This is a genomic window from Brevundimonas sp. SS2672, assembly GCF_059579685.1.
This window is the reverse complement of the sequence record NZ_CM184201.1, coordinates 655258-679275: the sequence shown is the minus strand read 5'-3', so window position 1 is coordinate 679275 and position 24018 is coordinate 655258. Positions and strand designations below refer to the sequence as shown.

General features: G+C 68.9%; 20 protein-coding genes. 8 read left to right on the top strand and 12 right to left on the bottom strand.

Annotation, left to right across the window (positions count from 1 at the left end; all coding sequences use genetic code 11):
• Positions 1-15: 15 nt before the first annotated feature.
• The 5 genes from AC52GN_RS03310 to catB all read right to left on the bottom strand — a co-directional run bounded on the left by AC52GN_RS03310 (position 16) and on the right by catB (position 5246).
• Entirely contained in the window at positions 16-855 is an 840-nt protein-coding gene (locus tag AC52GN_RS03310) for a cell division protein FtsQ/DivIB (RefSeq protein ID WP_496528172.1), read from the bottom strand.
• A complete protein-coding gene (locus tag AC52GN_RS03305) occupies positions 843-1781 on the bottom strand; it encodes a D-alanine--D-alanine ligase (RefSeq protein ID WP_291778237.1) in 939 nt (312 codons plus the stop codon). Before AC52GN_RS03305 ends, AC52GN_RS03310 begins: the two co-directional genes overlap by 13 nt.
• A gap of 257 nt (positions 1782-2038) precedes the next feature.
• Positions 2039-2947: a UDP-N-acetylmuramate dehydrogenase gene (gene murB / locus AC52GN_RS03300; protein ID WP_496528759.1), complete on the bottom strand. Its 909-nt coding sequence runs from the start codon at positions 2945-2947 to the stop codon at positions 2039-2041.
• 150 nt (positions 2948-3097) lie between these two features.
• Positions 3098-4543 (bottom strand): UDP-N-acetylmuramate--L-alanine ligase, encoded by a 1446-nt coding sequence (gene murC, locus AC52GN_RS03295; protein WP_496528171.1) that lies wholly within the window; start codon positions 4541-4543, stop codon positions 3098-3100.
• Positions 4544-4604: 61 nt separating this feature from the next.
• Positions 4605-5246: a type B chloramphenicol O-acetyltransferase gene (gene catB, locus AC52GN_RS03290; RefSeq protein WP_496528170.1), complete on the bottom strand. Its 642-nt coding sequence runs from the start codon at positions 5244-5246 to the stop codon at positions 4605-4607.
• 304 nt (positions 5247-5550) lie between these two features.
• Here catB and AC52GN_RS03285 point away from each other — a divergent pair, with 304 nt between their 5' ends.
• The 3 genes from AC52GN_RS03285 (at position 5551) to AC52GN_RS03275 (ending at position 10119) form a co-directional block, all read left to right on the top strand.
• Positions 5551-6630: a site-specific DNA-methyltransferase gene (locus AC52GN_RS03285; protein ID WP_496528169.1), complete on the top strand. Its 1080-nt coding sequence runs from the start codon at positions 5551-5553 to the stop codon at positions 6628-6630.
• Positions 6631-6761: 131 nt separating this feature from the next.
• The gene (locus tag AC52GN_RS03280) at positions 6762-7853 is read left to right on the top strand and encodes a glycosyltransferase family 4 protein (RefSeq protein ID WP_496528168.1); all 1092 of its coding nucleotides are present in this window, start codon (positions 6762-6764) and stop codon (positions 7851-7853) included.
• Between the two features lie 118 nt (positions 7854-7971).
• Entirely contained in the window at positions 7972-10119 is a 2148-nt protein-coding gene (locus AC52GN_RS03275; protein WP_496528167.1) for an amylo-alpha-1,6-glucosidase, read from the top strand.
• On the opposite strand, the gene mutY is transcribed toward AC52GN_RS03275, so the two are convergent.
• Complete coding sequence (mutY, locus tag AC52GN_RS03270) at positions 10116-11138, bottom strand: A/G-specific adenine glycosylase (protein ID WP_496528166.1); 1023 nt, start codon at positions 11136-11138, stop codon at positions 10116-10118. The genes AC52GN_RS03275 and mutY overlap by 4 nt on opposite strands.
• A gap of 22 nt (positions 11139-11160) precedes the next feature.
• Between mutY and AC52GN_RS03265 the strand changes: the two genes are divergently transcribed.
• The 4 genes from AC52GN_RS03265 (at position 11161) to smc (ending at position 16571) form a co-directional block, all read left to right on the top strand.
• Entirely contained in the window at positions 11161-11724 is a 564-nt protein-coding gene (locus AC52GN_RS03265) for a DUF721 domain-containing protein (RefSeq protein WP_496528758.1), read from the top strand.
• Between the two features lie 99 nt (positions 11725-11823).
• On the top strand, positions 11824-12459 hold the full coding sequence (locus tag AC52GN_RS03260) for a thioredoxin domain-containing protein (protein WP_291778209.1): 636 nt from the start codon (positions 11824-11826) through the stop codon (positions 12457-12459).
• A 4-nt stretch (positions 12460-12463) separates the two neighbouring features.
• Positions 12464-13120: a DsbA family protein gene (locus tag AC52GN_RS03255; protein WP_496528165.1), complete on the top strand. Its 657-nt coding sequence runs from the start codon at positions 12464-12466 to the stop codon at positions 13118-13120.
• Positions 13121-13130: 10 nt separating this feature from the next.
• Entirely contained in the window at positions 13131-16571 is a 3441-nt protein-coding gene (gene smc, locus AC52GN_RS03250) for a chromosome segregation protein SMC (RefSeq protein WP_496528164.1), read from the top strand.
• Between the two features lie 223 nt (positions 16572-16794).
• Here the strand turns inward: smc and AC52GN_RS03245 are convergent, their stop codons facing one another.
• From AC52GN_RS03245 to AC52GN_RS03225, 5 genes are all read right to left on the bottom strand, one after another.
• Positions 16795-17655 carry a WecB/TagA/CpsF family glycosyltransferase gene (locus AC52GN_RS03245; RefSeq protein WP_496528163.1) on the bottom strand — a complete coding sequence of 287 codons (861 nt, stop codon included), beginning with the start codon at positions 17653-17655 and terminating at the stop codon, positions 16795-16797.
• Between the two features lie 159 nt (positions 17656-17814).
• Positions 17815-18237, bottom strand: coding sequence for a Ros/MucR family transcriptional regulator (locus tag AC52GN_RS03240; RefSeq protein WP_291778428.1), 423 nt, complete (start codon positions 18235-18237; stop codon positions 17815-17817).
• 165 nt (positions 18238-18402) lie between these two features.
• On the bottom strand, positions 18403-19620 hold the full coding sequence (locus AC52GN_RS03235) for a DUF2336 domain-containing protein (protein ID WP_496528162.1): 1218 nt from the start codon (positions 19618-19620) through the stop codon (positions 18403-18405).
• Between the two features lie 56 nt (positions 19621-19676).
• Positions 19677-20666 carry a cysteine synthase A gene (gene cysK / locus AC52GN_RS03230; RefSeq protein WP_312220277.1) on the bottom strand — a complete coding sequence of 330 codons (990 nt, stop codon included), beginning with the start codon at positions 20664-20666 and terminating at the stop codon, positions 19677-19679.
• Between the two features lie 98 nt (positions 20667-20764).
• Positions 20765-21247 (bottom strand): Lrp/AsnC family transcriptional regulator, encoded by a 483-nt coding sequence (locus AC52GN_RS03225; RefSeq protein WP_496528161.1) that lies wholly within the window; start codon positions 21245-21247, stop codon positions 20765-20767.
• 85 nt (positions 21248-21332) lie between these two features.
• Here AC52GN_RS03225 and AC52GN_RS03220 point away from each other — a divergent pair, with 85 nt between their 5' ends.
• Complete coding sequence (locus tag AC52GN_RS03220; RefSeq protein WP_453989602.1) at positions 21333-22244, top strand: EamA family transporter; 912 nt, start codon at positions 21333-21335, stop codon at positions 22242-22244.
• 133 nt (positions 22245-22377) lie between these two features.
• Here the strand turns inward: AC52GN_RS03220 and AC52GN_RS03215 are convergent, their stop codons facing one another.
• The gene (locus AC52GN_RS03215; protein ID WP_496528160.1) at positions 22378-23877 is read right to left on the bottom strand and encodes a methyl-accepting chemotaxis protein; all 1500 of its coding nucleotides are present in this window, start codon (positions 23875-23877) and stop codon (positions 22378-22380) included.
• Positions 23878-24018: the final 141 nt, after the last annotated feature.

Sequence of the window (24018 nt, the reverse complement as noted above, 5' to 3'; positions counted from 1 at the left end):
TAAGGGGTCAGAGGGTCAAGCGGCGCCTTCGGAAGGGCGAACAGCCACTTCTTCCGGCGTGCGAAGGTCGATGCGGGCGAAGCCCAGGTCCAGCAGGCGTTCGCGCTGGTCCAGGGCGTCGAGGCGGATGAGGGCGGATTCCTGATCCACGGCGGGCAGCTGGATCAGGGCGCCGTCCTTGAGGCGCAGGTCCCAGCGGCGCTCGTCCACGCGGACAAGGGCGTCGATCTTGGCCATCAGGCGCGGACGCTGGGCCAGCAGGGGCAGGACGTCGGAGGCCGCCTGATCGGCGCCCTTGCCCACCACCAGCGGCAGTCGGGGATAGCGGCCCGCGTCGGCGCCGGAAATGACCAGCCCCTGCGCGTCGATGACGTGGGCCTTGCCGCCCACCTGCCAGACGGCGAGGCGGTCGTGTTCCTTGACGTCGACGATCAGGGTGTCGGGCAGCAGGCGCACCACGCGCGCCTCCTTGACCCAGCCGACGGTCTGCACCCGCTCGCGCACGGCGGCCAGATCGAGGCTGACGATGGGCTGATCGGCATGGACGCCGACGGCGGCGCGCACGGCGGCGGCGGCCTCGGGCGAGGCGCCGGTGACGTGAACCTGACGCACCTTCAGACCCATGCCGGTCGTGACCGAGTCAAAGCGTTCGGAGACGGCCGTCGAGATGCGCTCGGCCCTCGCGCCCGTGGCCAGCACGGCCGCCAATATGCCGACGCCCACCACCAGGGTCGCCGCCACAACGCGCGGAGACATGTCCAGACGGCCGATCTCGGCCGCGCGGCCGGACGGAGCGCCGCGCGCGCCGCCCTTGGCCGAAGACTGTCGCCGACCGCCGCGCACTACCGCGGGCATGAGGCGTCCTCCACCATCCAACGAACCAGTTCGCGATAATCCATACCGACGAAGGCCGCCTGCTCGGGAACGAGCGAGGTCGGGGTCATGCCGGGCTGGGTGTTCACCTCCAACAGAACGAGAACGTCGTTAACATCGTCATAACGGAAGTCGGCCCTGGACACGCCTCGGCACCCCATGGCCGCGTGGGCCAACTCGGCCTGACGTAAAGCCTTGTCAAAGACGTGCGGCGGCAGCTCGGCGGGCAGGACGTGGCGCGAGCCGCCGGGCGCGTATTTGGCCTCGTAGTCGTAGAAGCCCTTGGTCGGGGTGATGTCGGTGATGGTCAGGGCGCGCGGGCCGGACGCCTCGCCCACGACGGCGACCGCCAGCTCCTTGCCGGGGATGAAGGGTTCGACCATGACCTGGTCGCCATAGGCCCAGTCCTCGGCGCCGACCTCGGCGACGGGACGATTGGCGCCCTCGCGCACCAGGAAGACGCCGACGGAGGACCCCTCGGCGTTCGGCTTGACCACATAGGGAGGGTCGATGACGTGGCGGCTGGCCACCTCATGCCGGTCGAACAGGCCGCCGCCCGGCACGATGACGCCCGCCGCGTGCAGAACGGCCTTGGACTTGTCCTTGTCCATCGCCAGGGCCGAGGCCAGGACGCCGGAATGGGTATAGGGCAGCTTCAGCGTCTCGAGGATGCCCTGGACGCAGCCGTCCTCGCCCCATTTGCCGTGCAGGGCGTTGAAGACGACGTCCGGCTTCAACGCCGTCAGCACCTGGGCGAGATCGCGCCCGGCGTCGACGCGCGTGACCTTGGCCGCCTGCCCTTCCAGGGCGTCCGCGCAACCGCGACCCGAGGACAGCGAGACCTCGCGTTCCGACGACAGGCCGCCCATCAGGACAGCGACATGGAGGGTGTTCAGGGGCGCACGCATGACCACATCCGAAGACTAGCCCGCCCCTATGCCCTGAATACGGTTAACCGGTTGGAAACGATACGGGGTCGTGGAAGGAAATTCGTCACCTTTCGCCCCTCTCCCCTTGAGGGAGAAGGTGGCTTGCGGAGCAAGACGGATGAGGGGTGCGAGGATACGGACGAGCGGCCGGGATTGGGGCCTGGATTAGGGAAACGTCGCGTCGACACCCCTCATCCGGCCCTGACGGGCCACCTTCTCCCGCAAGGGGAGAAGGATTACGGGCGCCCGATCCGTTTGATTTCCCAGTTCAATTGCACGCCCGTCTTCGCCAGCACATCCGCGCGCACGGCTTCGCCCAGCCCCTCGATATCGGCCGCCGTAGCCTCGCCGGGGTTAATCATGAAGTTGGAGTGCAGTTCGCTGAACTTGGCGCCGCCCCCGGTAACGGCGTGCAGCTTGCCGCGCCAGCCCGCCTCATCGACCAGCTTCCAAGAGGAATGGCCGTCCGGGTTCTTGAAGGTCGAGCCGCCGGTCTTCTCGCGGATCGGCTGGGTCTTCTCGCGGCGCTCGGTAATTTCCTGAATACGGGCGGCGACGGCCTCGGGCGCGTCGGGCGTCCCGCGCCAGGTCGCCTCGATCCAGATGATGTCAGCCGGGGCGTTGGAATGACGATACGTGTAGCCGAAATCGGCCAGGGCCAGCTCGACCCGCTCGCCCTTGCGGTTCAGGCCCCAGGCGGAAACCAGCACGTCTTTCGTCTCAGCGCCGTAGCAGCCCGCGTTCATCGTCAGGGCGCCGCCGATCGAGCCGGGGATGCCCGCATAGAACTCCAACCCGGCGATGCCCGCCTTGGCCGAGGCGCGCGCCACCATGCTGTCCAGCGCGCCTGCGCCCGCCGTGACCGTGACGCCGTCGGTCGTCACCTGCCCCCAGGCGCGGCCCGCCAGACGGATCACCACGCCCTCAACCCCGCCGTCGCGCACGATCAGGTTGGAGCCGACGCCGATCGTCGTCACCGGCACGTCCTCGGGCAGGGCCTTCAGGAAGTCGGCCAGATCGTCGGCGTCCGCCGGAATGAACAGGGCGTCCGCCGCCCCACCCACGCGGAACCAGGTGTAGGGGCCCAGCGGCTCGTTCAGCAGCAGCTTGCCGCGCACGGCGGGGAGATTATCGCGCCAAGGCATCATTATTTCCGCTCATCCCCGCGGAGGCGGGGACCCAGTAAGAGCTACTGCGATGCCCGCTCATGACAACCCGCGCAAGACCCCGAGCGTCGCAGCCTGAAGCCAAAGCACTGGGTCCCCGCCTCCGCGGGGAGCGGACGGTGGGGAGATTCAGCCCAGCGCCTCCAGCTGCGCCGGCAGGGCGTAGGCCCAGCTGGTGATGTCGCCGGCGCCCAGCAGGACGACCAGATCGCCAGGTTTCGCCTCTTCGCGGATGACGCGCGGCAGGGCGGCGGCGTTCTCCAGCGCCGCGACGTGGCGGTGGCCGTAGCGGCGAACGCCCTCGACCAGGGCGTGCTTGTCGACCCCCTGGATCGGCTGCTCGCCCGCCGGATAGACGTCGGCGACCAGAACGCTGTCCGCGTCCGAGAAACAGGTCGAGAAGTCCTGCATCAGATCGCGCAGGCGGGTGTAGCGGTGCGGCTGGACCACGGCGATGACGCGGCCGGGATTGTCGGCGTTGTGGACCACCTGACGCGCGGCCTTCAGCACGGCGGCGATCTCGACCGGGTGGTGGCCATAGTCGTCGATGACCCGCACGCCGTGGGCCACGCCGGTGGTGGTGAAGCGGCGCTTGACCCCGCCGAACCCGGCCAGACCGGCGCGGATGGCGTCCTCGTCCACCCCGATCTCGCGCGCCACGGCGATGGCGGCCAGGGCGTTGGAGACATTGTGCCAGCCCGCCATCGGCAGATGCAGGTTCTCGATGCGCGCGGGCTCTTCCAGAGCATCCATGCCCTGACGCTGGATCACCACGTCGAAGCGCGAGCCGTCCGGGTCCATCCGCACATTGTCGGCGCGGACCATGGCCTGCGGATTGAGGCCGTAGGTGACCAAACGACGGTTATCGATCTGGGCCGCCAGTTTCTGCACCTCGGGGTGATCCAGACAGACCACGCCGAAGCCGTAGAAGGGAATGTCCTTGATGAAGTCGCAGAAGGCCTTCTTCACCGCGTCGAAGTCGCCGTAGTGGTCCAGATGCTCCGGGTCGATGTTGGTGATGATCGCCACGGTGCATTTGAGGCGCAGGAAGGAGCCGTCGCTCTCATCCGCCTCGACCACCATCCAGTCGCCGTCGCCGACCTTGGCGTTGGTGCCATAGGCGTTGATGATGCCGCCGTTGACCACCGTCGGGTCCAGCGACCCGGCGTCCAGCAGGGCCGCCACCATCGAAGTCGTCGTCGTCTTGCCGTGGGTGCCGCCGACGCCGATCGAGAACTGCAGCCGCATCAGCTCGGCCAGCATTTCAGCCCGACGCACCAGAGGGATGCGGCGTTCGCGCGCCACCATCAGTTCGGGGTTCGTCGGCTTGACCGCCGTGGAATAGACCACCGCCGAAACGCCCTCGGTCACATGGGCGGCGTCGTGGCCGATATAGATGCGGGCGCCCAGCTTCTCCAGCCGCTCGGTGTTGGCGCTGGCCTTGGCGTCCGAGCCCTGCACCTGATAGCCGATCTTCAGCATGATCTCGGCGATGCCGCTCATGCCGATGCCGCCGATGCCGACGAAGTGGACAGGCCCGAGGGCGAACGGAACGGGGCGAAGACGACGGATCATCTTCGCCCCATAGCTCAAACAGGATGCGATTTGCACCATGCCTTCGCCGGGCTGAGCGGGTTTATGCCGCCGGGACCTCAGCCCATTCGCGCCAGAAGGCGTGCAGGGCCGCGATGTCGCCGCTGCACAGCAGGGGCATGGCCGCGCCCAGCCGGGCGTCGTCCCAGTCCCACCACTTCATTTGCATCAGCATGGCGACGCTGTCGTCGTCGAACCGCTTGCGGATGACCCTGGCCGGATTGCCGCCGACGATGGCGTAGGGCTCGACATCGCGCGTCACCAGCGCCCGCGTGCCGATCACGGCGCCGTCGCCGACCTTCACGCCCGGCATGATGATGGCTTCGCTGCCGATCCAGACGTCGTTGCCGATGACTGTGTCGCCCGCCTTCTCGAAGGCGTCGACCGCCCCAGCGAAATGCGGGACCTCGGGCATGTAGAAGAAGGGGAAGGCGCTGGCCCAGTCGTTCCGGTGCCCCTGATTGCCGGCCATGATGAAGGCCGCCCCGCTGCCGATCGAGCAGAAATCGCCGATGATCAGCCGGTCCACGCCCGGCTCAGCCATCAGATAGCGGGCGCAATCGTCAAAGCCGTGACCGTGATACCAGCCGGAATAATAGCTGTAGCGCCCGACGATGATGTTGGGATTGGTCACCAGATCGGACAGCAGTCGGCCCTTGAACGGGCTTTCGAAAACCTGAGTCATGGAAATCTCTATGTGCGCGGCCGCACCCGGTCAGCGCCGGGCAGCCATTGAATTTTACTGAAGCTATGAAGCGCGCAGCCGTCATGCGCCGGGCGAAACCGGGTCGCACAGGATGCGCCGCTCGGGGGCGTCAGGCCCGCACGGACGCTATCAGAAGGGTCTGACCGCCATTTCCATGCTGTGATCATGGCGCCCGCACCGCCCGGGCGCAATCAGCACAATCGCCGCCGCGTGAATCTTGGTTACTCCGCCTTAACCGTAAGGATTCACCATAAGCGCCTCATCTGTCCGGGGCCGCTTTTCCATGTCCGAGTTGAAGACCGACGTCATCCTGCGTGGCGACTGCATCGAGGTGCTGAAGGGCCTGCCGGACAAGTCGGTGGACATGGTCTTCGCCGACCCGCCCTATAATCTGCAGTTGGGCGGCGACCTGCTGCGTCCGGACAACTCCAAGGTCGACGCGGTCGACGACGACTGGGACAAGTTCGACAGCTTCGCCGCCTATGACGCCTTCACCCGCGCCTGGCTGGGCGAGTGCCGTCGGGTGCTGAAGGACGAGGGCAGCCTGTGGGTCATCGGCAGCTATCACAACATCTTCCGCCTGGGCGCGGCGATGCAGGATCTGGGCTTCTGGGTGCTGAACGACATCATCTGGCGCAAGTCGAACCCGATGCCGAACTTCAAGGGCACGCGCTTCACCAACGCCCATGAGACCCTGATCTGGGCCGCCAAGTCGCGCGAGCAGAAGCGCTACACCTTCAACTACGACGCGCTGAAGGCCTTCAACGAAGACACCCAGATGCGCTCGGACTGGACCCTGGCGCTGTGCACCGGCAATGAGCGGCTGAAGGACGAGAACGGCGACAAGGCCCATCCGACCCAGAAGCCCGAGGCCCTGCTGCACCGCGTCCTGCTGTCGGCCAGCCGCGTCGGCGACGTGGTGCTGGACCCCTTCTTCGGCACCGGCACGACGGGGGCGGCGGCCAGGCGTCTGGGCCGTCACTTCATCGGCATCGAGCGCGACGAGACCTACGCCAAGCTGGCTGAAAAGCGCATCAAGGCCGTCATCCCCGCCGCGCCGGAAGACCTGGTCGTCACCGGCTCCAAGAAGGCCGAGCCCAAGGTGCCGTTCGGCGCCCTGGTCGAGGCCGGGCTGCTGGCGCCGGGCGACAAGTTGTATTGCCCCAAGGGCGAGCGCGAGGCGCGGGTGCGGGCGGACGGTTCGCTGGTGTCCGGCGCCCTGACCGGCTCGATCCACAAGCTGGGCGCCCTGCTGGAAAACGCCCCGGCGTGCAACGGCTGGACCTACTGGCGCTTCAAGACGGATACGGGCCTGCGCCCCATCGACGCCCTGCGCGCCGAGATCCGGGCCGGGATGCAGTAAAGGGCGAATTCCGTTCGCTCCTAACTCACAGGCGGGATTGAAGAATATCGTTCCAGCAACGCTGGAACCCAGGCGAACCTGGGCGGATTGAGGTTGCAGCGCCGCGTATCGACGCGACGCAGGAGCCCGCCATGAAAATCGCCCAAGTCACGCCTTTGTATGAGGCCGTGCCGCCCCGTCTTTACGGCGGCACGGAGCGCGTGGTCGCCCATCTGACCGACGCCCTTGTCGATCTCGGCCACGACGTCACCCTGTTCGCCAGCGCCGATGCGCGCACCCGCGCCCGCCTGGTTCCGGTTCGCGACCAGGCCATGCGCCTGGACCCCGCCCCGCTGAAGTCGGATCTGGCGGCGCATATGAGCCAGCTGGCCGAGGTGCTGGACCGCGCCGACCGTTTCGACGTCATCCATTTCCACACCGACATGGTCCATTTCCCCTTCTTCGAGGGCTGGGCGGACAAGACGGTGACGACCCTGCACGGGCGGCTCGACCTGAAGGATCTGGCGCCCGTCTATGACCGCTGGTCGGAGTTCGGCCTGGTGTCGATCTCGGACGATCAACGCCGCCCCCTGCCCCACGCCAACTGGCGCGCGACCGTGCACCACGGCATGCCGGGCGACCTCTATCGCTTCTCGCCCCGGTCGCAGGGCTATCTGGCCTTCCTGGGCCGCATCTCGCCGGAGAAGCGCCCGGACCGCGCCATCGAGATCGCCGCCCGGCTGAACAAGCCGCTGAAGATCGCAGCCAAGGTCGACGCCGCCGACCGCGTCTATTGGGAGACGGTGATCGAGCCGCTGGTGCGGGGCAATCCCCTGGTCGAGTTCGTCGGCGAGATCGGCGATGCGGAAAAGTCCGCCTTCCTGGGCGGCGCCGAGGCCTTGCTGTTCCCCATCGACTGGCCCGAGCCGTTCGGCCTGGTGATGATCGAGGCCATGGCCTGCGGCACGCCCGTCGTGGCCTTCGCCTGCGGCTCGACTCCCGAGATCATCGAGGACGGCGCCACCGGCTTCCTGGTCTCGAGCATGGAGGAGGCGGTCGCCGCGGCCGCCCGGGCGCATCGGCTGGACCGGGAGGCGATCCGCGCGCGGTTCGACCTGCGCTTCTCGGCCACGGCCATGGCGCGGCGGTATCTGGACGTCTACGCCGATCTTCTGGCGCAGCGGCCGTTCGCGGCGCCGATGCGGAGCATCGAGGAAGAACGCAGCTTCGCCGCCCTGGCCTGACCTCTCCGCCTGATCAGCCGAGCCTGACGACGAACGCCGTTTTCATCTGAACTGAACCGCCTCCCCGGCCGTTCGCTTGTGACTTCATCAGGGGGACGAACCGCAAGCGGAGACGCTTATGGACGACGCCTATTCTGTCCAGGCCACGGCCGCCGACACCAATGATCAGGACGGTCTCGAGACCCTGATGGCGCTGAAGGACGGCGACGCCTTCCTCGTCGCCGATCACTGGGGGGACGTGAAGGCGGGCGCAGACGGCCTGTTCGAGCGGGACACGCGGCTGCTGTCCCGCTTCGTCCTGACGGTCGGGCGCGCGCGGCCGTCACGGCTCAGTTCGGGCGTGACCAAGGACAACGTCTTCTTCACCTGCCATTCCACCAACCGGCCCCTGCCGCCGATGGGCGGGCGCTCGGCCCCGGCGGGAGTGCTGCACCTGGAGCGACGACGCTTCCTTTGGAACCGGCGCCTGTTCGAGCGGGTGCGGATGGTCAACCACGGCGTCGAAGACATCCTGCTGCCGCTGACGTTCGAGTTCGACGCCGACTTCGCCGACATCTTCCAGGTGCGCGGCACGGTGCGGCCCCAGCACGGTGAAATCCATCCGCCAGTGATCGACGGACGGCGCGTGACCTTCAGCTACACCGGCCTTGACGGCGTGGGACGGACCAGTTGCCTCGCCTTCTCGGAACCGCCGGCCCGTCTCAGCGCCAACCGGGCCGAGTTCATGTTCAGTCTGCCGCGCGGGCGCAGTCTGGACCTGTTCATCGAATGCGGCCTGGACGCCTGCGAACAACCGGACGAGACGCGCTGGCGCTGGCACGCCATCCTGGCGCGGCTGGCCATGCGGCGACGGCTGCGCCGGGGCGCCATCGTCGAGGGCGGGCGCAACCAGGGCTTCAACGACTGGCTGCGACAGTCGCGGGCCGACATCGCCCTTCTGGTCACCGACCTGCCGACGGGCCCCTATCCCTATGCGGGGACGCCGTGGTTCTCGACCCCGTTCGGGCGCGACGGCATCATCACCGCCTGGCAGATGCTGTGGATCGACCCCGGCCTTGCCAAGGGGGTGCTGACCTATCTGGCCTCGCGTCAGGCGACCGAGACCAACGCCTTCATGGACTCGGCCCCCGGCAAGATCATGCACGAGACGCGCGGCGGCGAGATGAGCGTGCTGGGCGAGGTGCCGTTCGGCCTCTACTACGGGGGCGTCGACACCACCTGCCTGTTCATCGCCCTGGCCGGCGCCTACGCCAAGCGCACCAACGACTATGAGACGGTGCGCGCCCTGTGGCCCCATTTGATCGCGGCGGCGGGCTGGATGAGCGACTACGGCGACAGCAACGGCGACGGCCTGATCGACTACGCCCGCGCGGCGGACACAGGCCTTTCGAACCAGGGCTGGAAGGACTCCGAGGACTCCATCTTCCACGCCGACGGCCGCTTTCCCAAGGGGCCGATCGCCCTGCTGGAGGTCCAGGGCTACGCCTTCGCCGCCTGGAAGGCGCTGGCCGAGATGGGCGTCGTACTTGGCGACGGTCGCGCCCTCGAGTGGGCTGCGCGGGCCGAGGCGCTGCGCGCCCTGGTCGAGGACCGCTATTGGATGGAGGACGAGGGCTTCTACGCCATCGCCCTGGACGGAGACGGGGAGCAATGCCGCGCCATCGCCTCCAACGCCGGGCATCTGCTGTTCACCGGCCTGCCTTCGCACGAACGGGCGCGACAAGTGACCCGGCGAATGCTGACGGCCGAGTTCCGTTCCGGCTGGGGCTTGCGAACCTTGGCCAAGGGACAGGCTCGTTTCAACCCGATGAGCTATCACAACGGCTCGGTCTGGCCGCACGACACGGCCCTGGCGGCGGCGGGCATGGCCCGCTACGGCGAGCGGCGGGCGGTGGCCATGCTGCTGGGCGAGATCTATGGCTCGGCCGCCCATTTCCAGATGCGCCTGCCCGAACTGTTCTGCGGCTTCGTGCGCGAGACGGGCGAGCCGCCCATCGCCTATCCGGTCGCCTGCCTGCCCCAGGCCTGGGCGGCGAGTTCGGTCTTTCTGATGATGCAGTCGGTGCTGGGCCTGAACATCGACGCCGCCGAAGGCCTGGTCGAGGTCAACAATCCCGCCCTGCCCGCCGGGCTGGACCGGCTGTCGATCACGCGCCTGAAGGTCGGCGAGGGGGTGATCGACCTGCACTTCCAGCGCCTGAGCGGCCATGTGGTGGTGATGCCGCGCGAACGCAGCGGGACGGTGAACCTGAGGGCGACAGGTTAGGCGGCGCCCAGAGCCCGCTCCAGCGCCTTTCTGAACACGGTCGGCAAGGCTTTGGCCGCCTCGTCCGCCGGGGTCCATGAGAAATCGCCCTCGCCCGTCGCCACATGCACCTCCAGCGTCAGGCTGAAGTGGGTGAAGACGTGCTCCACCGCCCCGGCCGCGCGCCAGTCGCCCCCGATCGGCGGGGCGAAATCCGGCGTCGCCCCCCAGTCCGACGTCGGCAGGCCCGCCATGCCCCCCAGCAGTCCCTTGTCCGGCCGCCGCACCAGGGCGACGCGCCCCGCGCCATCCGTCAGCACATAGGCGTGGCCGCGCCGATGCGGCCGTTCGGCCTTCTTCGTCTTCAGGGGATAGCGTTCAGGCGCCCCCGTCTTCAGCGCCTCGCAGCCGAAGGTCAGCGGACATCGCTCGCATAGCGGCGACTTGGGCCGACAGACCCCCGAGCCCAGGTCCATCAAGGCCTGCGCCCAATCGCCCGGCCTGTGCGCGTCGACGAACAGGCCCGCCAGCCGCCGCAGTTCGGGCCGGGCGGCGGGCAGCGGCGTCTCGACCGCGAACAGGCGGCTCATCACCCGCTCGACATTGCCGTCGACGACGTTGGCGGGCTGGTCGAAGGCGATGGCGGCCACGGCCGCGGCGGTATAGGCGCCCACCCCCGGCAAGGCCAGCAGTTCGACCTCGGTCTGCGGGAAGGCCCCGCCGTGCTCGGCCGCCACCGCGCGGGCGCAGGCCAGCAGGTTGCGCGCCCTGGCGTAGTAGCCCAGCCCCGCCCAGGCGGCCATCAGCTCGACGTCCTCCGCCGCCGCCAGATCCTTCACCGTCGGCCAGCGCGTGGTGAACCGTTCGAAATAGGGCGTCGCGTGCGGCACCGTGGTCTGCTGCAGCATCACCTCGGACAGCCAGACGCGATAGGGGTCGGTCTTCGCCCTGGCCCCCGGCGGCGCGCGCCACGGCAGGCGGCGCGCATGGGCGTCATACCAATCGAGCAGGGCGGTGCGGAGGGAGGGGACGTCGACCATGAGTTCAGGCTATATAGAACGAATGCGCCGCACCCTGCCTACCGAAGCTGAAGCGCGCCAGATTCTGGCGCAGAGGCGTACGCGCCCGGCCCTGCGCCCGCCGCCGCCTGCGGGTCGGTCGCTGGCGCCGTTGATCAAGAAGTTGGACGCCCAGTTCGGACGCGGCGCCTCGGCGCTGGAGCCGCGCTGGGTCGAGATCGTGGGCGAACGGCTGGCGCGCGTCACCCGCCCGCAGAAGCTGACCAAGGGACGCGGCAACGCCGGCGGGACTCTGGAGCTGCGCGTCGCGGGCCCCGCCGCCCTGCTGGTCCAGCATCAGTCGGCGGACATCATTCAGCGCGTGAACCTGTTTCTCGGCGCGGGCTCGGTCGAGAAGCTGCGCATCGCCCAGGGGCCGGTGAAACCCCCGCCCGCCTCGGGCGCCAAGCCCCGCCCGCGCGGCCGCGCAGTCCTGCCGCCCCTGCCCGCCGCCACGGAAGCGGCGCTGAACGCCTCGGTCGAGGCGGCGCCTGAGGGGCTGAAGGCGGCCCTTGGCAAGCTGGGCCGCGCCGTGCTGTCGCAGCCGCCGCGCGACGAGAGGCGTTGACAAACCTTCGCCATCGGCGTTCTCGACATTCAGACGATTTCGCCTGGGCGCGCGAATCGCGCGACGTTCCTGAATCTCATTTCTGACAAGGACCATCCGATGGCCCCGACCTTCAAATACGCCGCCATGAGCCGCCGTGCGGCGCTGTCCGCCGCGGCCCTGGCCTCCATGGCCGTGCTGGCGGGTTGTTCGGGCGGAGCTTCCGGCGGCGCCGCCGAGGGCGACATGGCGCTGGGCGCCGATGAAGGCGCCAAGGTCACCGTCGTCGAATACGCCTCGGTCACCTGCGGCCACTGCGCCGTGTGGAACGAGGAAGTCTGGCCTGAATTCAAGACGAAGTACGTCGACAACAAGAAGGTCCGCTACGTCTTCCGCGAGTTCCCGACGCCGCCGCAGGACATCGCCGTCGCCGGCTTCCTGATCGCCCGCTGCGCCGGACCGGACAAGTATTTCGACGTCGTCGAGGACATCATGGCCAGCCAGAAGGAATGGATGGCGGGCGTCCAGCCGCGCACCACCCTGTTCCGCGCCGGTCAGGCGGCGGGCCTCAGCGAGCAGCAGATCAACGACTGCATCCGCGACAAGGGCGCCATCGAGGCGATGGAGAAGCGCATCCAGGCCGGCATCAGCGCCGGCGTGACCGGCACCCCCTACTTCCTCGTCAACGGCGTCAAGGTGGCGGACAGCTCGCTGTCGGGCCTGTCCGAGGTCATCGACGCAGAACTGGCGAAGTAAGCCGATGCTGCGGCCGCGCCTGACTCTCAACGCCCTGTTGGGCGCAGCCGCCCTGGCGACAGCCGCCGTCGCCAGCCCTTCGGTCGCGCTCGATCCGGCCGTGACGCGCGCCTCCACGACGGCGGCTGTCCCCGCGGTCACGGCCGCCGACCGCGTGCTGGGTCGGGCCGACGCCCCGGTGACGGTGATCGAATACGCCTCCTTCACCTGCAACCACTGCGCCGCCTGGACCAATGAGACCCTGCCGCAGTTCAAGGCGCGCTACATCGACACCGGCAAGGTGCGGCTGGTGTTCCGCGACATGCCCACGGCGCCGGCCCAGATCGCGGCGACGGCGGCGGGCATAGCGCGCTGCGCCGCGCCGAACCGCTTCTTCGATGTCGCCCACAGCCTGATGAGCGGTCAGGCCGCCGCCTTCGAAAAGGGCGACGCCCGCGACTGGTTCGCCGCAGCCGTCGCCGCCAGCGGCCGCAGCCAGGAACAGATCGAAGCCTGTATGAAGGACCCCGCGACCAGCCAGGCCCTTCAGGCCGAGGTCGAGGGCGCCGTGGCGGCCGGGGTGACCGGCACGCCCTCCTTCTTCGTCAACGGCAAGCGGGTCAGCGACCATTCGCTGGAGGCCCTGTCGGCGGCCATCGACCCGCTGATCCGGACGCGCTGATCGGGACGCGATGCAGTTCCAGCGCCTCCGGCTCGTCGGCTTCAAATCCTTCGTCGACCCGGCCGAGGTGCAGATCGAGGCCGGGCTGACCGGCATCGTCGGGCCCAACGGCTGCGGCAAGTCGAACGTGCTGGAAAGCCTGCGCTGGGTCATGGGCGCCAACTCGGCCAAGGCCATGCGCGGCCAGGGCATGGAGGACGTGATCTTCGCCGGCGCCGCGGGCCGTCCGCCGCGCAACCACGCCGAAGTCCAGCTGACCATCGACAACGCCCAGAAGCGCGCGCCCCAGCCCTTTACCGACAGTCCCATGCTGGAGGTGTCGCGCCGGATCGAACGCGGGCGCGGCTCGACCTATCGCATCAACGGCAAGGAGGTGCGGGCGCGCGACGTGCAACTGCTGTTCGCCGACGCCTCCACCGGCGCCAACAGCCCGGCGCTGGTGCGTCAGGGCCAGATCTCGGAACTGATCGCCGCCAAGCCCCAGAACCGCCGCCGCATCCTTGAAGAAGCCGGGGGCGTGGCGGGCCTGCACACCCGTCGTCATGAGGCGGAGTTGCGGCTCAAGGCGGCCGAGACCAACCTCGACCGACTGGACGACATCGGCAAGGAGCTGGAGTCGACGCTGAACCGGCTGAAACGCGAGGCGCGTCAGGCGGAGAAATACAAGAAGATATCGGCCGAGATCCGCGCGCTTCAGGCCGCGTTGCTCTACGTCCGCTGGACGGATGCGAAAACGGCGGCCGAGACGGCGGCGGCCGAACTGCGCGAGGCTGACCGGCTCGTCGCCGAGACGACCACGGCGGCGGCGGCGGCCCAGACGGCGGCCCTGAACGCTCAGGAAGGGCTGAAGCCTGCGCGTGAAGAAGACGCGGTCGCCACCGCCCTGCTGAACCGGGCCGTCATCGAACGCGACCGGCTGGACATGGCCGAACAGGCCGCCCGCGCCGAGGTCGACCGCCTGAAGGCCGAGGTCGCCCGCATCGAGGCCGACCGCGTGCGCGAGGACGGCATGGCCGCCGACGCCGGGCGCGAACTGGAACGGCTGGACCGCGAGCTCGAGAAGCTGAAGGCCGAGATCGCCGCCGCCCCCGAGCGCGGCCCCGAACTGGAACGCGCCCTGCTGGAAGCTGAGGACGCGCGCAAGGCCGCCGACGCCGAGGTCGAACGACTGGCCGGGACGCTGGCCGCCGTCGAGGCCCGCGCCAACGCCGAAAGCGCCCGCAAGCGCGACGCCGAGGCCCGGCTCGCGCGGGTGAAAGGCCAGCACGAACAGGCCCGCCGCGAACGCGAGGCGCTCGGCCCGCTGGAGACGCCTGAGATCGACACAGCGCGCACGGCGCTGGAGACGGCGCAGGCCGACCTGACCGCCGCGCGCGAGGCCGTCGAAGCCGCCGAAGCCAAACGCAGCGACATCGCCCGCGCCGAGCAGGAGGCGCGCACCGCCGCCCGCGCCGCCGAGGACCGGCTGGGCCGCCTGCAGACCGAGGCGCGCGGGCTGGCGCAACTGCTGGTCACGGGCAAGCGCGAACATCCCCCGGCGCTGGATCAGGTGTCGGCGGCCAAGGGGTATGAGGCCGCGCTGGCGGCGGCGCTGGGCGATGATCTGGACGCCGCGCTGGACGCCCGCGCGCCCGCGCACTGGGCGGGCGCCGACGCGGCGCCACCGGACTGGCCTCAAGGCGTCGAGCCCCTGTCCGCCCATGTGACGGCGCCGGACCAGCTGGCGGCGCGTCTGGCCTTCTGCGGCGTGGCCGCGCGCGAGCGGATCGCCGAACTGGCCCGCGCCCTGCCGCGCGGCGCGCGCCTGACGACGGTCGAGGGCGACCTCTATCGCTGGGACGGCTTCGTCAGCCGCGCCGACGCGCCCCGCCCCGCCGCCGTGCGTCTGGCCCAGCGCACCCGCCTGTCTGAACTGGAAGCCGAGATCGACCTCGGCAAGCCCGCGCTGGAGACGGCGCAAGCCGCGCTGAAAGCCGCAGGCGAAGCCTTCCGCGCCGCCGAGGAAGCGGTGAAGGCCGCGCGCCTGCGCCCCTTCACGCTGGACAAGCAGGTCGTCTCGGCGCGCGACCGGCTGGAATCCCTGATGCGCGATCAGGCCCGCAAGGAGGCCCGCGCCCAATCGCTGGACGAGAGCGTAGCCCGGCTGGAGGGCGAGGTTGAGGAGGCCGAGACCGCCTTCGCCGAAGCCAGTTCGGTGGAGTCGTCCTCCGACGTGGTGGTCGGCCTGCGGCAGGAACTGACCGAGGCGCGCGGCGGGGCCGAACGCGCCCGACTGGCGGCGCAGGCGGCCCGCTCGACCCGCGACGAGGAGGCCCGCGACCGCGCCATGCGCGAACAACGGCTGGGCAGCCTGACCCGCGCCCGCGAGGGCTGGGTCACGCGATCCGGCGACAGCGCCGCCCGCCTCAAGACGCTGGAGCGCGATGCGGAGAAGGCGCAAGTCGCCCTGACCAAGGCCGAAGCCGCGCCCGCCGGTTTCGCCGAGCAGCGCAACGCCCTGATGGACTCACTGGCCGAGGCCGAGAAGCGCAAGCAGGCGGCGACCGACGCCGTCGCCGTCGCCGAGGCGGGCGCGCAGGAGGCCGACCGCGCCGCACGCGCCGCCGAAACGGCTGCGTCTCATGCCCGCGAGAGCCGGGCAGGCCTGTCCGCCCGCGCCGAGGCCGCCGCCGAGAAGCTGGTCGAGAGCGCCGCCAACATCCGCGAGACGGCGCAGATGTCGCCCGAGGAGCTGGGCCGGAAGCTGACCGACGACGCCATCGCCCGCCCGCCGGACGCGGCGGGGGCCGAAAGCCTGCTCTACGGTCTTGAGCGCGAGCGCGAGGCGCTGGGCGCGGTCAACCTGCGCGCCGAGGAAGAGGCGGCCGAATACGGCGACCGGCTCAGCGCCATGAAGACCGAGCGCATCGACCTGACGCAGGCGATCGCCAAACTGCGCGACGGCATCGACGAACTGAACGCCGAGGGGCGCGAGCGGCTGATCGCCGCCTTCGAGGTCATCAACACCAACTTCAAGACCCTGTTCGAGGCCCTGTTCGGCGGCGGCCAGGCCGAGCTGAAACTGGTCGAGAGCGACGACCCGCTGGAGGCGGGGCTGGAGATCTACGCTTGTCCGCCCGGCAAGCGGCTGTCGGTGATGAGCCTGATGAGCGGCGGCGAGCAGGCCCTGACGGCGGCAGCGCTGATCTTCGGCGTCTTCCTGGCCAATCCGGCGCCGGTCTGCGTGCTGGACGAGGTCGACGCCCCGCTGGACGACGCCAACGTCGACCGCTTCTGCCGGATGCTGCACGAGATGCGCAGCCGCACCGACACCCGCTTCATCGTCATCACCCACAACCCGGTGACCATGAGCCGGATGGACCGCCTGTATGGCGTCACCATGCCCGAGCGCGGCATGAGCCAACTGGTCAGCGTCGACCTGCAACAGGCCGAAGAGATCGTCACGGCCTGACCTGAGGCGCATGGTCGAGGCGGACGCAAAAAACAGAGTCCAATTCGTCTGAATCGTCTGAAATCGGCCCGGTCGTCTCCTTGTCAGCCCGCGCCGTCGTCGGCGCGCTGAGGAGTATGCGGGATGGCTAGAAGACGGCCGATCGATCCCGTCCAGTCGAGATAAAATCCTTGGAATTCAAAGCCTAGACCAGCGGCATTGCGATGGCTGACAAGGGCGCGGTTCAGCGTTTCCTGCGCCGCATGGCCTCTCGCACATCCGCCAACGCCGGTCCGATCAGGAACCAGGGCTCGATGCAGTAGCGCGCAAACAGCCGCTTCGGATCGGCGATCAGGCGGAACAGCCATTCGACGCCCAGCCGTCCCATCCAGCGCGGCGCGGCCTTCTGAACCCCGGCCTCATAGTCGAAGGCGGCGCCCACCGGCAGGATCGGAACCGCCGGCAGAGACGCCAGATTGTCCGCGATCCACAGCTCCTGACGCGGCATCCCCATGCCGACGAACAGCACGTGCGGGGCGAAATCCCTGACCGCCGCCAGAACCGCCGTATTGCCCAAGGACCCGGGCGTCGCGTCGAAATAGCCGCTGAGCCCCTTCACCATCGCGCCCGGATAGCGGGCCGCCAGCCGCCGCGCCGCCTCTTCGGCCACGCCGTCAGCGCCGCCGACATAGAGGACGCGCCAGCCCTTGCGGTCGGCCAGGCTCCAGAAATGATCGCGCCAGTCCAGATAGGTGCAGCGGTGCTGCGGCCGCGCGGGATGGCCCAGCAGACGCGCGAAATGAATCAGCGGCGTCGAGTCCAGCTCGATCAGATCGGCCGCCTCGTACAGGCGCCGCATCCCCGGCGTGCGCCGGATCAGGTAGAGGCTGTGCAGATTGTGGTTGGCGACGATGCTCTGCACGCCCGCGTCCACGCTGCGCTCCAGATGCAGCAGCACCTCTTCGGGCCGAACCAGATCGATCGGCTCGCCCAGCAGGGTGATCCGCTCGTCGGGACGACGCGTCTGGCGAAACGGCGCGCGGATGCGTCGCCGCCGATCGGGCGGAGGGCCGGAAGGATCGAAACCGAAAGGCGCGTGGTACATGCCGTCTGTCTAGCGCGGCCGTTTCAACGGCAGGTGTGCGGACAGGGTTAACCGCCGTCGCTCCTCAGGTCACCCCTGCCCCAGGCTGTGCGTCTGACAGCAAAACGCCCGCCCTTCGATCGAAGAGCGGGCGTTGCATCTCTCGGATGCGTAAGCGGATTACTTACGCGTGGCGCGGGCCGGCTTACGGCCGCCCTGGCCCAGACCCATCTGCTTGGCCAGTTCCGAACGCGCCTTGGCGTAGTTCGGGGCGACCATGGGATAGTCTTTCGGCAGACCCCACTTGGCGCGGTATTCTTCGGGGCTCATGTTGTATTTGGTGCGCAGGTGACGCTTCAGCGACTTGAACTTGCGACCGTCCTCCAGGCAGATCAGGAAGTCCGGCGTGATCGACTTGCGAACCGGGACCGCCGGTTCCTGGGGCTCGGGCTCGGGCTCGACCGGAGCGACCGAAACGCCCGAAAGAGCCGCGTGGACCTGTGCGATCAGACCCGGCACGGCGTCAGCCGAAACGGAATTGTTGCTGACATAGGCCGACACGATGTCAGCGGTCATCTCGAGCAGTTCGGGTTTTTCTTCCATCTGCATCAGCCTCTTGCATGCCCCATTTTCAATCGACTGATCTGAATCGACCTGCCGTCGAGCGGTTTCATACTTATGTTTTGTATTGAAAGCAATGCGGAGGCGATTTCTCGCTCAAGAAGCGAAGTGTGAGCTCGAATTCAGCATAGATCAGGAACGGCCATTTCAACGACCAAAGTTATCCGCCAAGGCGAGCGCCGCCGCGCGCTCGGGCGCCGAGTATTCGTCGATCATCTGGTCTTCACCATCGCGAATGGCGCGCAGCAGGGTCGGCGTCAGAGCGGATGACAGGGACCAGTTCCAGTAACGCAGCACTGTCTGGGCGCGATCGACGGCCAGCATTTCATAGGTCAGCTGCACCCGGCTCCAATCCGGATGCACGGCGCCGTCCCCGGTCGTCTCGGGTCGACGCATGGATCGCCACAGGGTCTGAAGACTAGAACGCGTCAGCCCCGCCGCCTTGCAGAGTATAGCCACAGGCTCTCCGCCGGGATCGCCCATGATCTTGGCCGCCGTCAGCGGCTTCACCCCGGAAAGATGGCCGATCTCGCCAACCAGGTCGCGCGACAGGCCGTGGGCGGCCGCCGCAGCGACGGCGGCCTCAAGGTCAGCATAGGGGCTCTTCTCTATCGCCGCGCGATTTCGCTGACGTCTTTCAATGAACTGAAGCGCCTTGCGCGCCACCGGGTCGGCCCAGCTCTCCTCGGCCGCCAGGGCGAAGACGTCCTCGACGCTGGTCTGCATGACGTCGCGCGAGACGGCGAAACGCTGCAGGATGACGCGTCGGTCGTCCGGCCCGCACCACCAGAACATCACATAGGCCCCCGAGGGGCGCAGTTCCGGCCGCTTCAGCAGAGCCGTGCAGAGCGCGCGCGACGAACGGCTGAGAGCGATCACGCCCTCGAGGCTGGTCTGGGTCAGGCGAGCGGAGGGGTTGGCCAGGACGGCGGCGATGACCGGCTCCTCGCCCCAGCTCAACAGGGTGTCGGTCACAGCCTCCGACAGGTCGCGCCGGGCGGCCATCATCAGCCGATGCCGGATCGTGGCGTCCCGCGCGCAGCCGATCAGATCGGCGTCCGACAGGGCGGCGCAGTCTTCCAGCAACGGCGCCGCCACCGGCGGTTCGTCGCGCAACAGCAGGCGTTTCAGGGCGTCCGGCAGTTCGCCGAGAGGGGCCAGCCGCAAGGCCACGCGCCGCCGCTCCTCCAGCGTCGCCGGACGCAGCACGTCGACCAGAAGATCGCCGACCACCGCCCGCTCGAAGGCGTTGATCCGGCTGGCGGGCAGGCTGACGACATCGGCCAGCCGACGCAGCAGCACCTGCCGCGCCGTGCGCCCGCGCGGCGTGCTCGTCTCGTTCAAACTGGCCTGGGTGTCGCCCATGACGACACCTTAGGCGTCAGCGGTTAACCAGCAGTGCAGCCGCGCTCCAAGCGGCGTCACAGTCCCTCGAACAGGGCCGTCGACAGATAGCGCTCGGCGAAGCTGGGGATGATGGTCACGATGGTCTGGCCCGCATATTCATCCTGCGCCGCCAGGCGGAAGGCCGCCGCCAGGGCCGCGCCCGAGCTGATGCCGACAGGTACGCCGTCCTCGCGCGCGACGCGGCGGGCCATGTCGAAGGCCTCCTCATTGGTGACCTGCTCCACGCCGTCGATGACCGCGCGGTCGACCACGGCGGGGATGAAGCCCGCGCCGATGCCCTGAATCTTGTGCGGGCCAGGCGCGCCGCCCGACAGGACGGGCGAGGCGGTCGGCTCGACCGCGATCATCTTCACCGAGGGCTTCTTCGCCTTCAACGCATGGCCGACGCCGGTGATGGTGCCGCCGGTGCCGACGCCGGACACGACCACGTCGACGGCCCCGGCCGTATCGTTCCAGATCTCCTCGGCCGTCGTGGCCTCGTGGATCGCGGGGTTGGCCAGGTTCTCGAACTGGGCCGGGCTGACCGAGCCGGGTATTTCCGTCAGCAGTTCCTCGGCGCGGGCGATGGCGCCCTTCATGCCCTTTTCGGCCGGCGTCAGCTCCAGGCGCGCGCCCAGCAGGGCCAGCATCTTGCGCCGCTCGATCGACATGCTCTCGGGCATGACCAGGATCAGCTTGTAACCCTTGGACGCGGCGACGAAGGCCAGGGCGATGCCGGTGTTGCCGCTGGTCGGCTCGATCAGGGTCGCGCCCGGCTTGATCTTGCCCAGTTGCTCCAGCGCCTCGACCATGGCCACGCCGATGCGGTCCTTGACCGAGGCGATCGGGTTGAAGAACTCCAGCTTGGCCAGCACCGTGGCCTTGGGCTGAAGCGCCGCCGTCAGATTGGGCAGCCGCACCAGGGGGGTGTCGCCGATGGTGTCGACGATGCTGTCATAGACCCGGCCCCGCCCCGCCTTCTTGTGGCGGCTGGCGTCATAGGCGGCGTTGGAAGCGTCGGACATGGGAGGTCTCCGTGCGGGTGTCGGCTCAACAGATAAGTCTTATACGCCGCGAACAAAGCAGACCCGCGCAGGGATTCTGACGCAGGCTTTAGCAGAGCTCATCGCGCCAGGGCGCGGCGGGCGGGATCGAAGGGCAGGACCTCGCGGATCGAGATCAGGGTCTTGAAGGCGCGGACGCGGGCGTCGTCGTTCAGCATCTCGCGGGTGAAGACCTCATAGGCCTCCATCGTCGGCACCACGACATAGAGGATCAGGTCGGTGTCGCCCGTCACATACCAGGCGGCCTGAACCTCGGGCCGGGCGGTCAGCTTGTCGATCAGGGCGTCCAGAACGGCGGTGCCCTCGCGCTCCATCTCGACCAGGACGTGCATGGTCAGGGCCCGCGCCAGGCGCGCCGGGTCGACCACGGCGACGTCGGCGATGATGACGCCCTCGTCGCGCAGCCGCCGCAACCGCCGCGACACCGCCGATTCCGACAGGCCGACCTTTTCCGCCAACAGACGCGCGGGTTGGAGATTGTCGCGCCGGACCAGGGCCAGCAGGCGACGGTCGAAGGAATCGAGGTCGGTGTTTTCTTGCATTATCAGGCATCATACGCCTGTTTCTTGCGTCATGGCAGGTGAAATCAGCGAGAAACGCAGGCGGGTTTTGGCTAGGTTCCGCGCCATGTCCTCCCTGACGCTCGCCCTTCGCACGCCGCGCCTCGCGGCTATCCTGCCCTATCTCGCCCTGGTCGGCGGGATGGTGTCCCTTTCGGCCGGCACCTCCTTCGCCAAGACGCTGTATCCGATGGTCGGGCCGGCGGGGACAGCAGCGCTGCGCGTCGGCCTGTCGGCCCTGGTGCTGCTGGCGATCTTCCGGCCGTGGCGCACCGCCTTCACCCGCAACGACCTGCGGGCCCTGGCGGTCTACGGCGGAGTCATGGGGTTGATGAACCTCAGCTTCTACATGGCGCTGAACACCATTCCGCTGGGCGTGGCCCTGGCCATCGAGTTCATGGGGCCGCTGTCGGTCGCCCTGTTCAACTCGCGCCGCCTGATCCATTTCGTCTGGGTGGGCTTTGCGGTGCTGGGCCTGAGCCTGCTGCTGCCGCTCGACGGCGCCGTGGCGACGCTGGACCCCGTCGGGTGCGCCTATGCGGCGGCGGCGGGCCTCTTCTGGGCGGGTTACATCGTCTTCGGCAAGCGGGTCAGCCACCTGCCCAGCGGCGCGACCGTCGCCGTGGGCATGTCGATGGCGGCCGTGACGGTCGTGCCGTTCGGCCTCGCCGGCGCAGGACTGGCCCTGTTCGATCCGAAGATCCTGGCGCTCGGCCTGGTCGTGGCCCTGGTGTCCAGCGCCCTGCCCTATACGCTGGACATGATCGCCCTGCGCCACATTCCCAAGCGCACCTTCGGCGTGGCCGTCAGCGGCGATCCGGCCATCGGCGCCCTGGCCGGGCTGTTCGTGCTGGGCGAGCATCTCAGCACCCTGCAATGGCTGGCCATCGCCGCCATCATCACCGCCTCGGTCGGCGCGGTGCTGACCTCGCCCTCGGACGAGGCTCAGCCGCTGCAGGACCCCGCCGCCCCCGCCTGACCACAGACGCGTTTCGATGAAGTTCCTGCTGTCCCGGCTGCAACGGCCGATTCCCAACCTGATCGCCTGCCTGGTCTTCGGCGCAGTGCTGGCCCTGCTGATGCGAGCGGCGGTGAAGCTGCTGTTCTAGGGCCTAGAACTCGGTCCATTCCTCCACCGCCGGACCGTTGGCCACGGCGCGCAGGCGCGCGCGCTGGGCCTCCAGCGCCGGAGGCGGGCCGCCGCGGCCGGGCATCTCCCGACCTTTCAGCTCGCGCGCCCCGCCCTCGTCCGCGCCCGTGCGGAAACGCCCCACGAGTTCAGCCAGGTGTTCGGCCTCGGTCTTGAGATTGGCGGCCGCCGCCGTGGTCTGCTCGACCATGGCCGCGTTCTGCTGCGTCACCTGGTCCATCTGGTTCACCGCCTGATTGACCTGCCCCAGGCCCGAAGCCTGCTCCTGGGCCGAGGCGGCGATCTCGGCGACCAGGCCGTCCATCTCATTGACCTGTTCCGCGATCGTCGTCAGGGCGCGGCCCGTCTCGGCGACCAGCTCCACGCCTTGCGCCACCTCGGCGCCCGAGGCGGCGATCAGGGTCTTGATCTCCTTGGCGGCCTCGGCCGAGCGCTGGGCCAGGGCCCGCACCTCCGAGGCGACCACGGCGAAGCCGCGTCCGCTGTCGCCCGCCCGCGCCGCCTCGACCCCCGCGTTCAGCGCCAGCAGGTTGGTCTGGAAGGCGATCTCGTCGATCACGCCGACGATGTCGCTGATCTCGGCCGAGCGGCGGCTGATGCCGTCCATGGCGGCGACGGCCCGGCGCATGACGTCGCTCGACCGATCCGCCTCTGCGTGAGCCTTGGACGCGACCGTCGCCGCCTGGCGCGCGCCTTCGGCCGCCCGCTGCACGGTGACGGTGATCTGATCCAGGGCCGCCGCCGTCTCCTCCAGCGAAGCGGCCTGCTGTTCGGTGCGGCGCGACAGGTCATCCGAGGCCTGGCTGATTTCGTCGGAACCGCCGCGCAGCGTGGCCACGGCCGCCAGCACCTGCCCCAGTGCCGTGCGCAGGCTGGCGACGGCGCCGTTGAAGTCCGACTTCACCGCCTGGTGGGCGCCTTCCATCTCCTGCTCGATGGCCGCCAGGAGATCGCCGTCCGAGAGGCGGGAGAGCTGTTCAGCCAGGGCGCCGACAAGGCGAGCCTGCGCCGCCTCGGCCGCCAGGCGGGCCTGCTCCGCCCGCTGCGAGGCCTGTTCGGCCTCGGTGATGTCGACCGCCAGCTTGACCACCTTCAGCGGCCGACCGGCTTCGTCCAGCACGGGATTGTAGGAGGCTTCGAGCCAGACTTCGCGCCCGCCCTTGGCGATGCGGCGGAACTTGCGGGCGACGAAGCGGCCCTCGTTCAGTTCCCGCCAGAAGGCGCTGTAGTCGGGCGTCGACGCCTCATCGGGGTCCATGAACATCCGGTGATGCCGTCCCTGAATCTCGTCCAGGGCGTAGCCCATGGTCTGAAGCAGATTGTCGTTGGCGCCGAGAATCGTCCCGTCCAGATTGAATTCGATCACGGCCTGGGACCGCCCGATCGCCGCCATCAGGCGGTCCAGTTCCTCAAGCCGCTCCAGATCCGCAGCCTGTTTTCGCCGACGATTTCTGCTGAACATCCGACCCGCTCCCCTTCTGATTGCGGTGATGACCCTAGGCACGTCTGAGGGAAGTCTACGGCCGGAAGCTTTCTTTTTCCTTTCTCGCGCGCATAGGTTGTAACGTCAGGCCGGCTTCATCGCTCATTAACCATGATGCAG

Excerpts from the sequence above, each read along its gene's own strand:
- AC52GN_RS03310 (WP_496528172.1), bottom strand. The coding sequence starts at position 855 with ATGCCCGCGGTAGTGCGCGGCGGTCGGCGACAGTCTTCGGCCAAGGGC.
- AC52GN_RS03305 (WP_291778237.1), bottom strand. The coding sequence starts at position 1,781 with ATGCGTGCGCCCCTGAACACCCTCCATGTCGCTGTCCTGATGGGCGGC.
- murB (WP_496528759.1), bottom strand. The coding sequence starts at position 2,947 with ATGCCTTGGCGCGATAATCTCCCCGCCGTGCGCGGCAAGCTGCTGCTG.
- murC (WP_496528171.1), bottom strand. The coding sequence starts at position 4,543 with ATGATCCGTCGTCTTCGCCCCGTTCCGTTCGCCCTCGGGCCTGTCCAC.
- catB (WP_496528170.1), bottom strand. The coding sequence starts at position 5,246 with ATGACTCAGGTTTTCGAAAGCCCGTTCAAGGGCCGACTGCTGTCCGAT.
- AC52GN_RS03285 (WP_496528169.1), top strand. The coding sequence starts at position 5,551 with ATGTCCGAGTTGAAGACCGACGTCATCCTGCGTGGCGACTGCATCGAG.
- AC52GN_RS03280 (WP_496528168.1), top strand. The coding sequence starts at position 6,762 with ATGAAAATCGCCCAAGTCACGCCTTTGTATGAGGCCGTGCCGCCCCGT.
- AC52GN_RS03275 (WP_496528167.1), top strand. The coding sequence starts at position 7,972 with ATGGACGACGCCTATTCTGTCCAGGCCACGGCCGCCGACACCAATGAT.
- mutY (WP_496528166.1), bottom strand. The coding sequence starts at position 11,138 with ATGGTCGACGTCCCCTCCCTCCGCACCGCCCTGCTCGATTGGTATGAC.
- AC52GN_RS03265 (WP_496528758.1), top strand. The coding sequence starts at position 11,161 with ATGCGCCGCACCCTGCCTACCGAAGCTGAAGCGCGCCAGATTCTGGCG.
- AC52GN_RS03260 (WP_291778209.1), top strand. The coding sequence starts at position 11,824 with ATGGCCCCGACCTTCAAATACGCCGCCATGAGCCGCCGTGCGGCGCTG.
- AC52GN_RS03255 (WP_496528165.1), top strand. The coding sequence starts at position 12,464 with ATGCTGCGGCCGCGCCTGACTCTCAACGCCCTGTTGGGCGCAGCCGCC.
- smc (WP_496528164.1), top strand. The coding sequence starts at position 13,131 with ATGCAGTTCCAGCGCCTCCGGCTCGTCGGCTTCAAATCCTTCGTCGAC.
- AC52GN_RS03245 (WP_496528163.1), bottom strand. The coding sequence starts at position 17,655 with ATGTACCACGCGCCTTTCGGTTTCGATCCTTCCGGCCCTCCGCCCGAT.
- AC52GN_RS03240 (WP_291778428.1), bottom strand. The coding sequence starts at position 18,237 with ATGGAAGAAAAACCCGAACTGCTCGAGATGACCGCTGACATCGTGTCG.
- AC52GN_RS03235 (WP_496528162.1), bottom strand. The coding sequence starts at position 19,620 with ATGGGCGACACCCAGGCCAGTTTGAACGAGACGAGCACGCCGCGCGGG.
- cysK (WP_312220277.1), bottom strand. The coding sequence starts at position 20,666 with ATGTCCGACGCTTCCAACGCCGCCTATGACGCCAGCCGCCACAAGAAG.
- AC52GN_RS03225 (WP_496528161.1), bottom strand. The coding sequence starts at position 21,247 with ATGCAAGAAAACACCGACCTCGATTCCTTCGACCGTCGCCTGCTGGCC.
- AC52GN_RS03220 (WP_453989602.1), top strand. The coding sequence starts at position 21,333 with ATGTCCTCCCTGACGCTCGCCCTTCGCACGCCGCGCCTCGCGGCTATC.
- AC52GN_RS03215 (WP_496528160.1), bottom strand. The coding sequence starts at position 23,877 with ATGTTCAGCAGAAATCGTCGGCGAAAACAGGCTGCGGATCTGGAGCGG.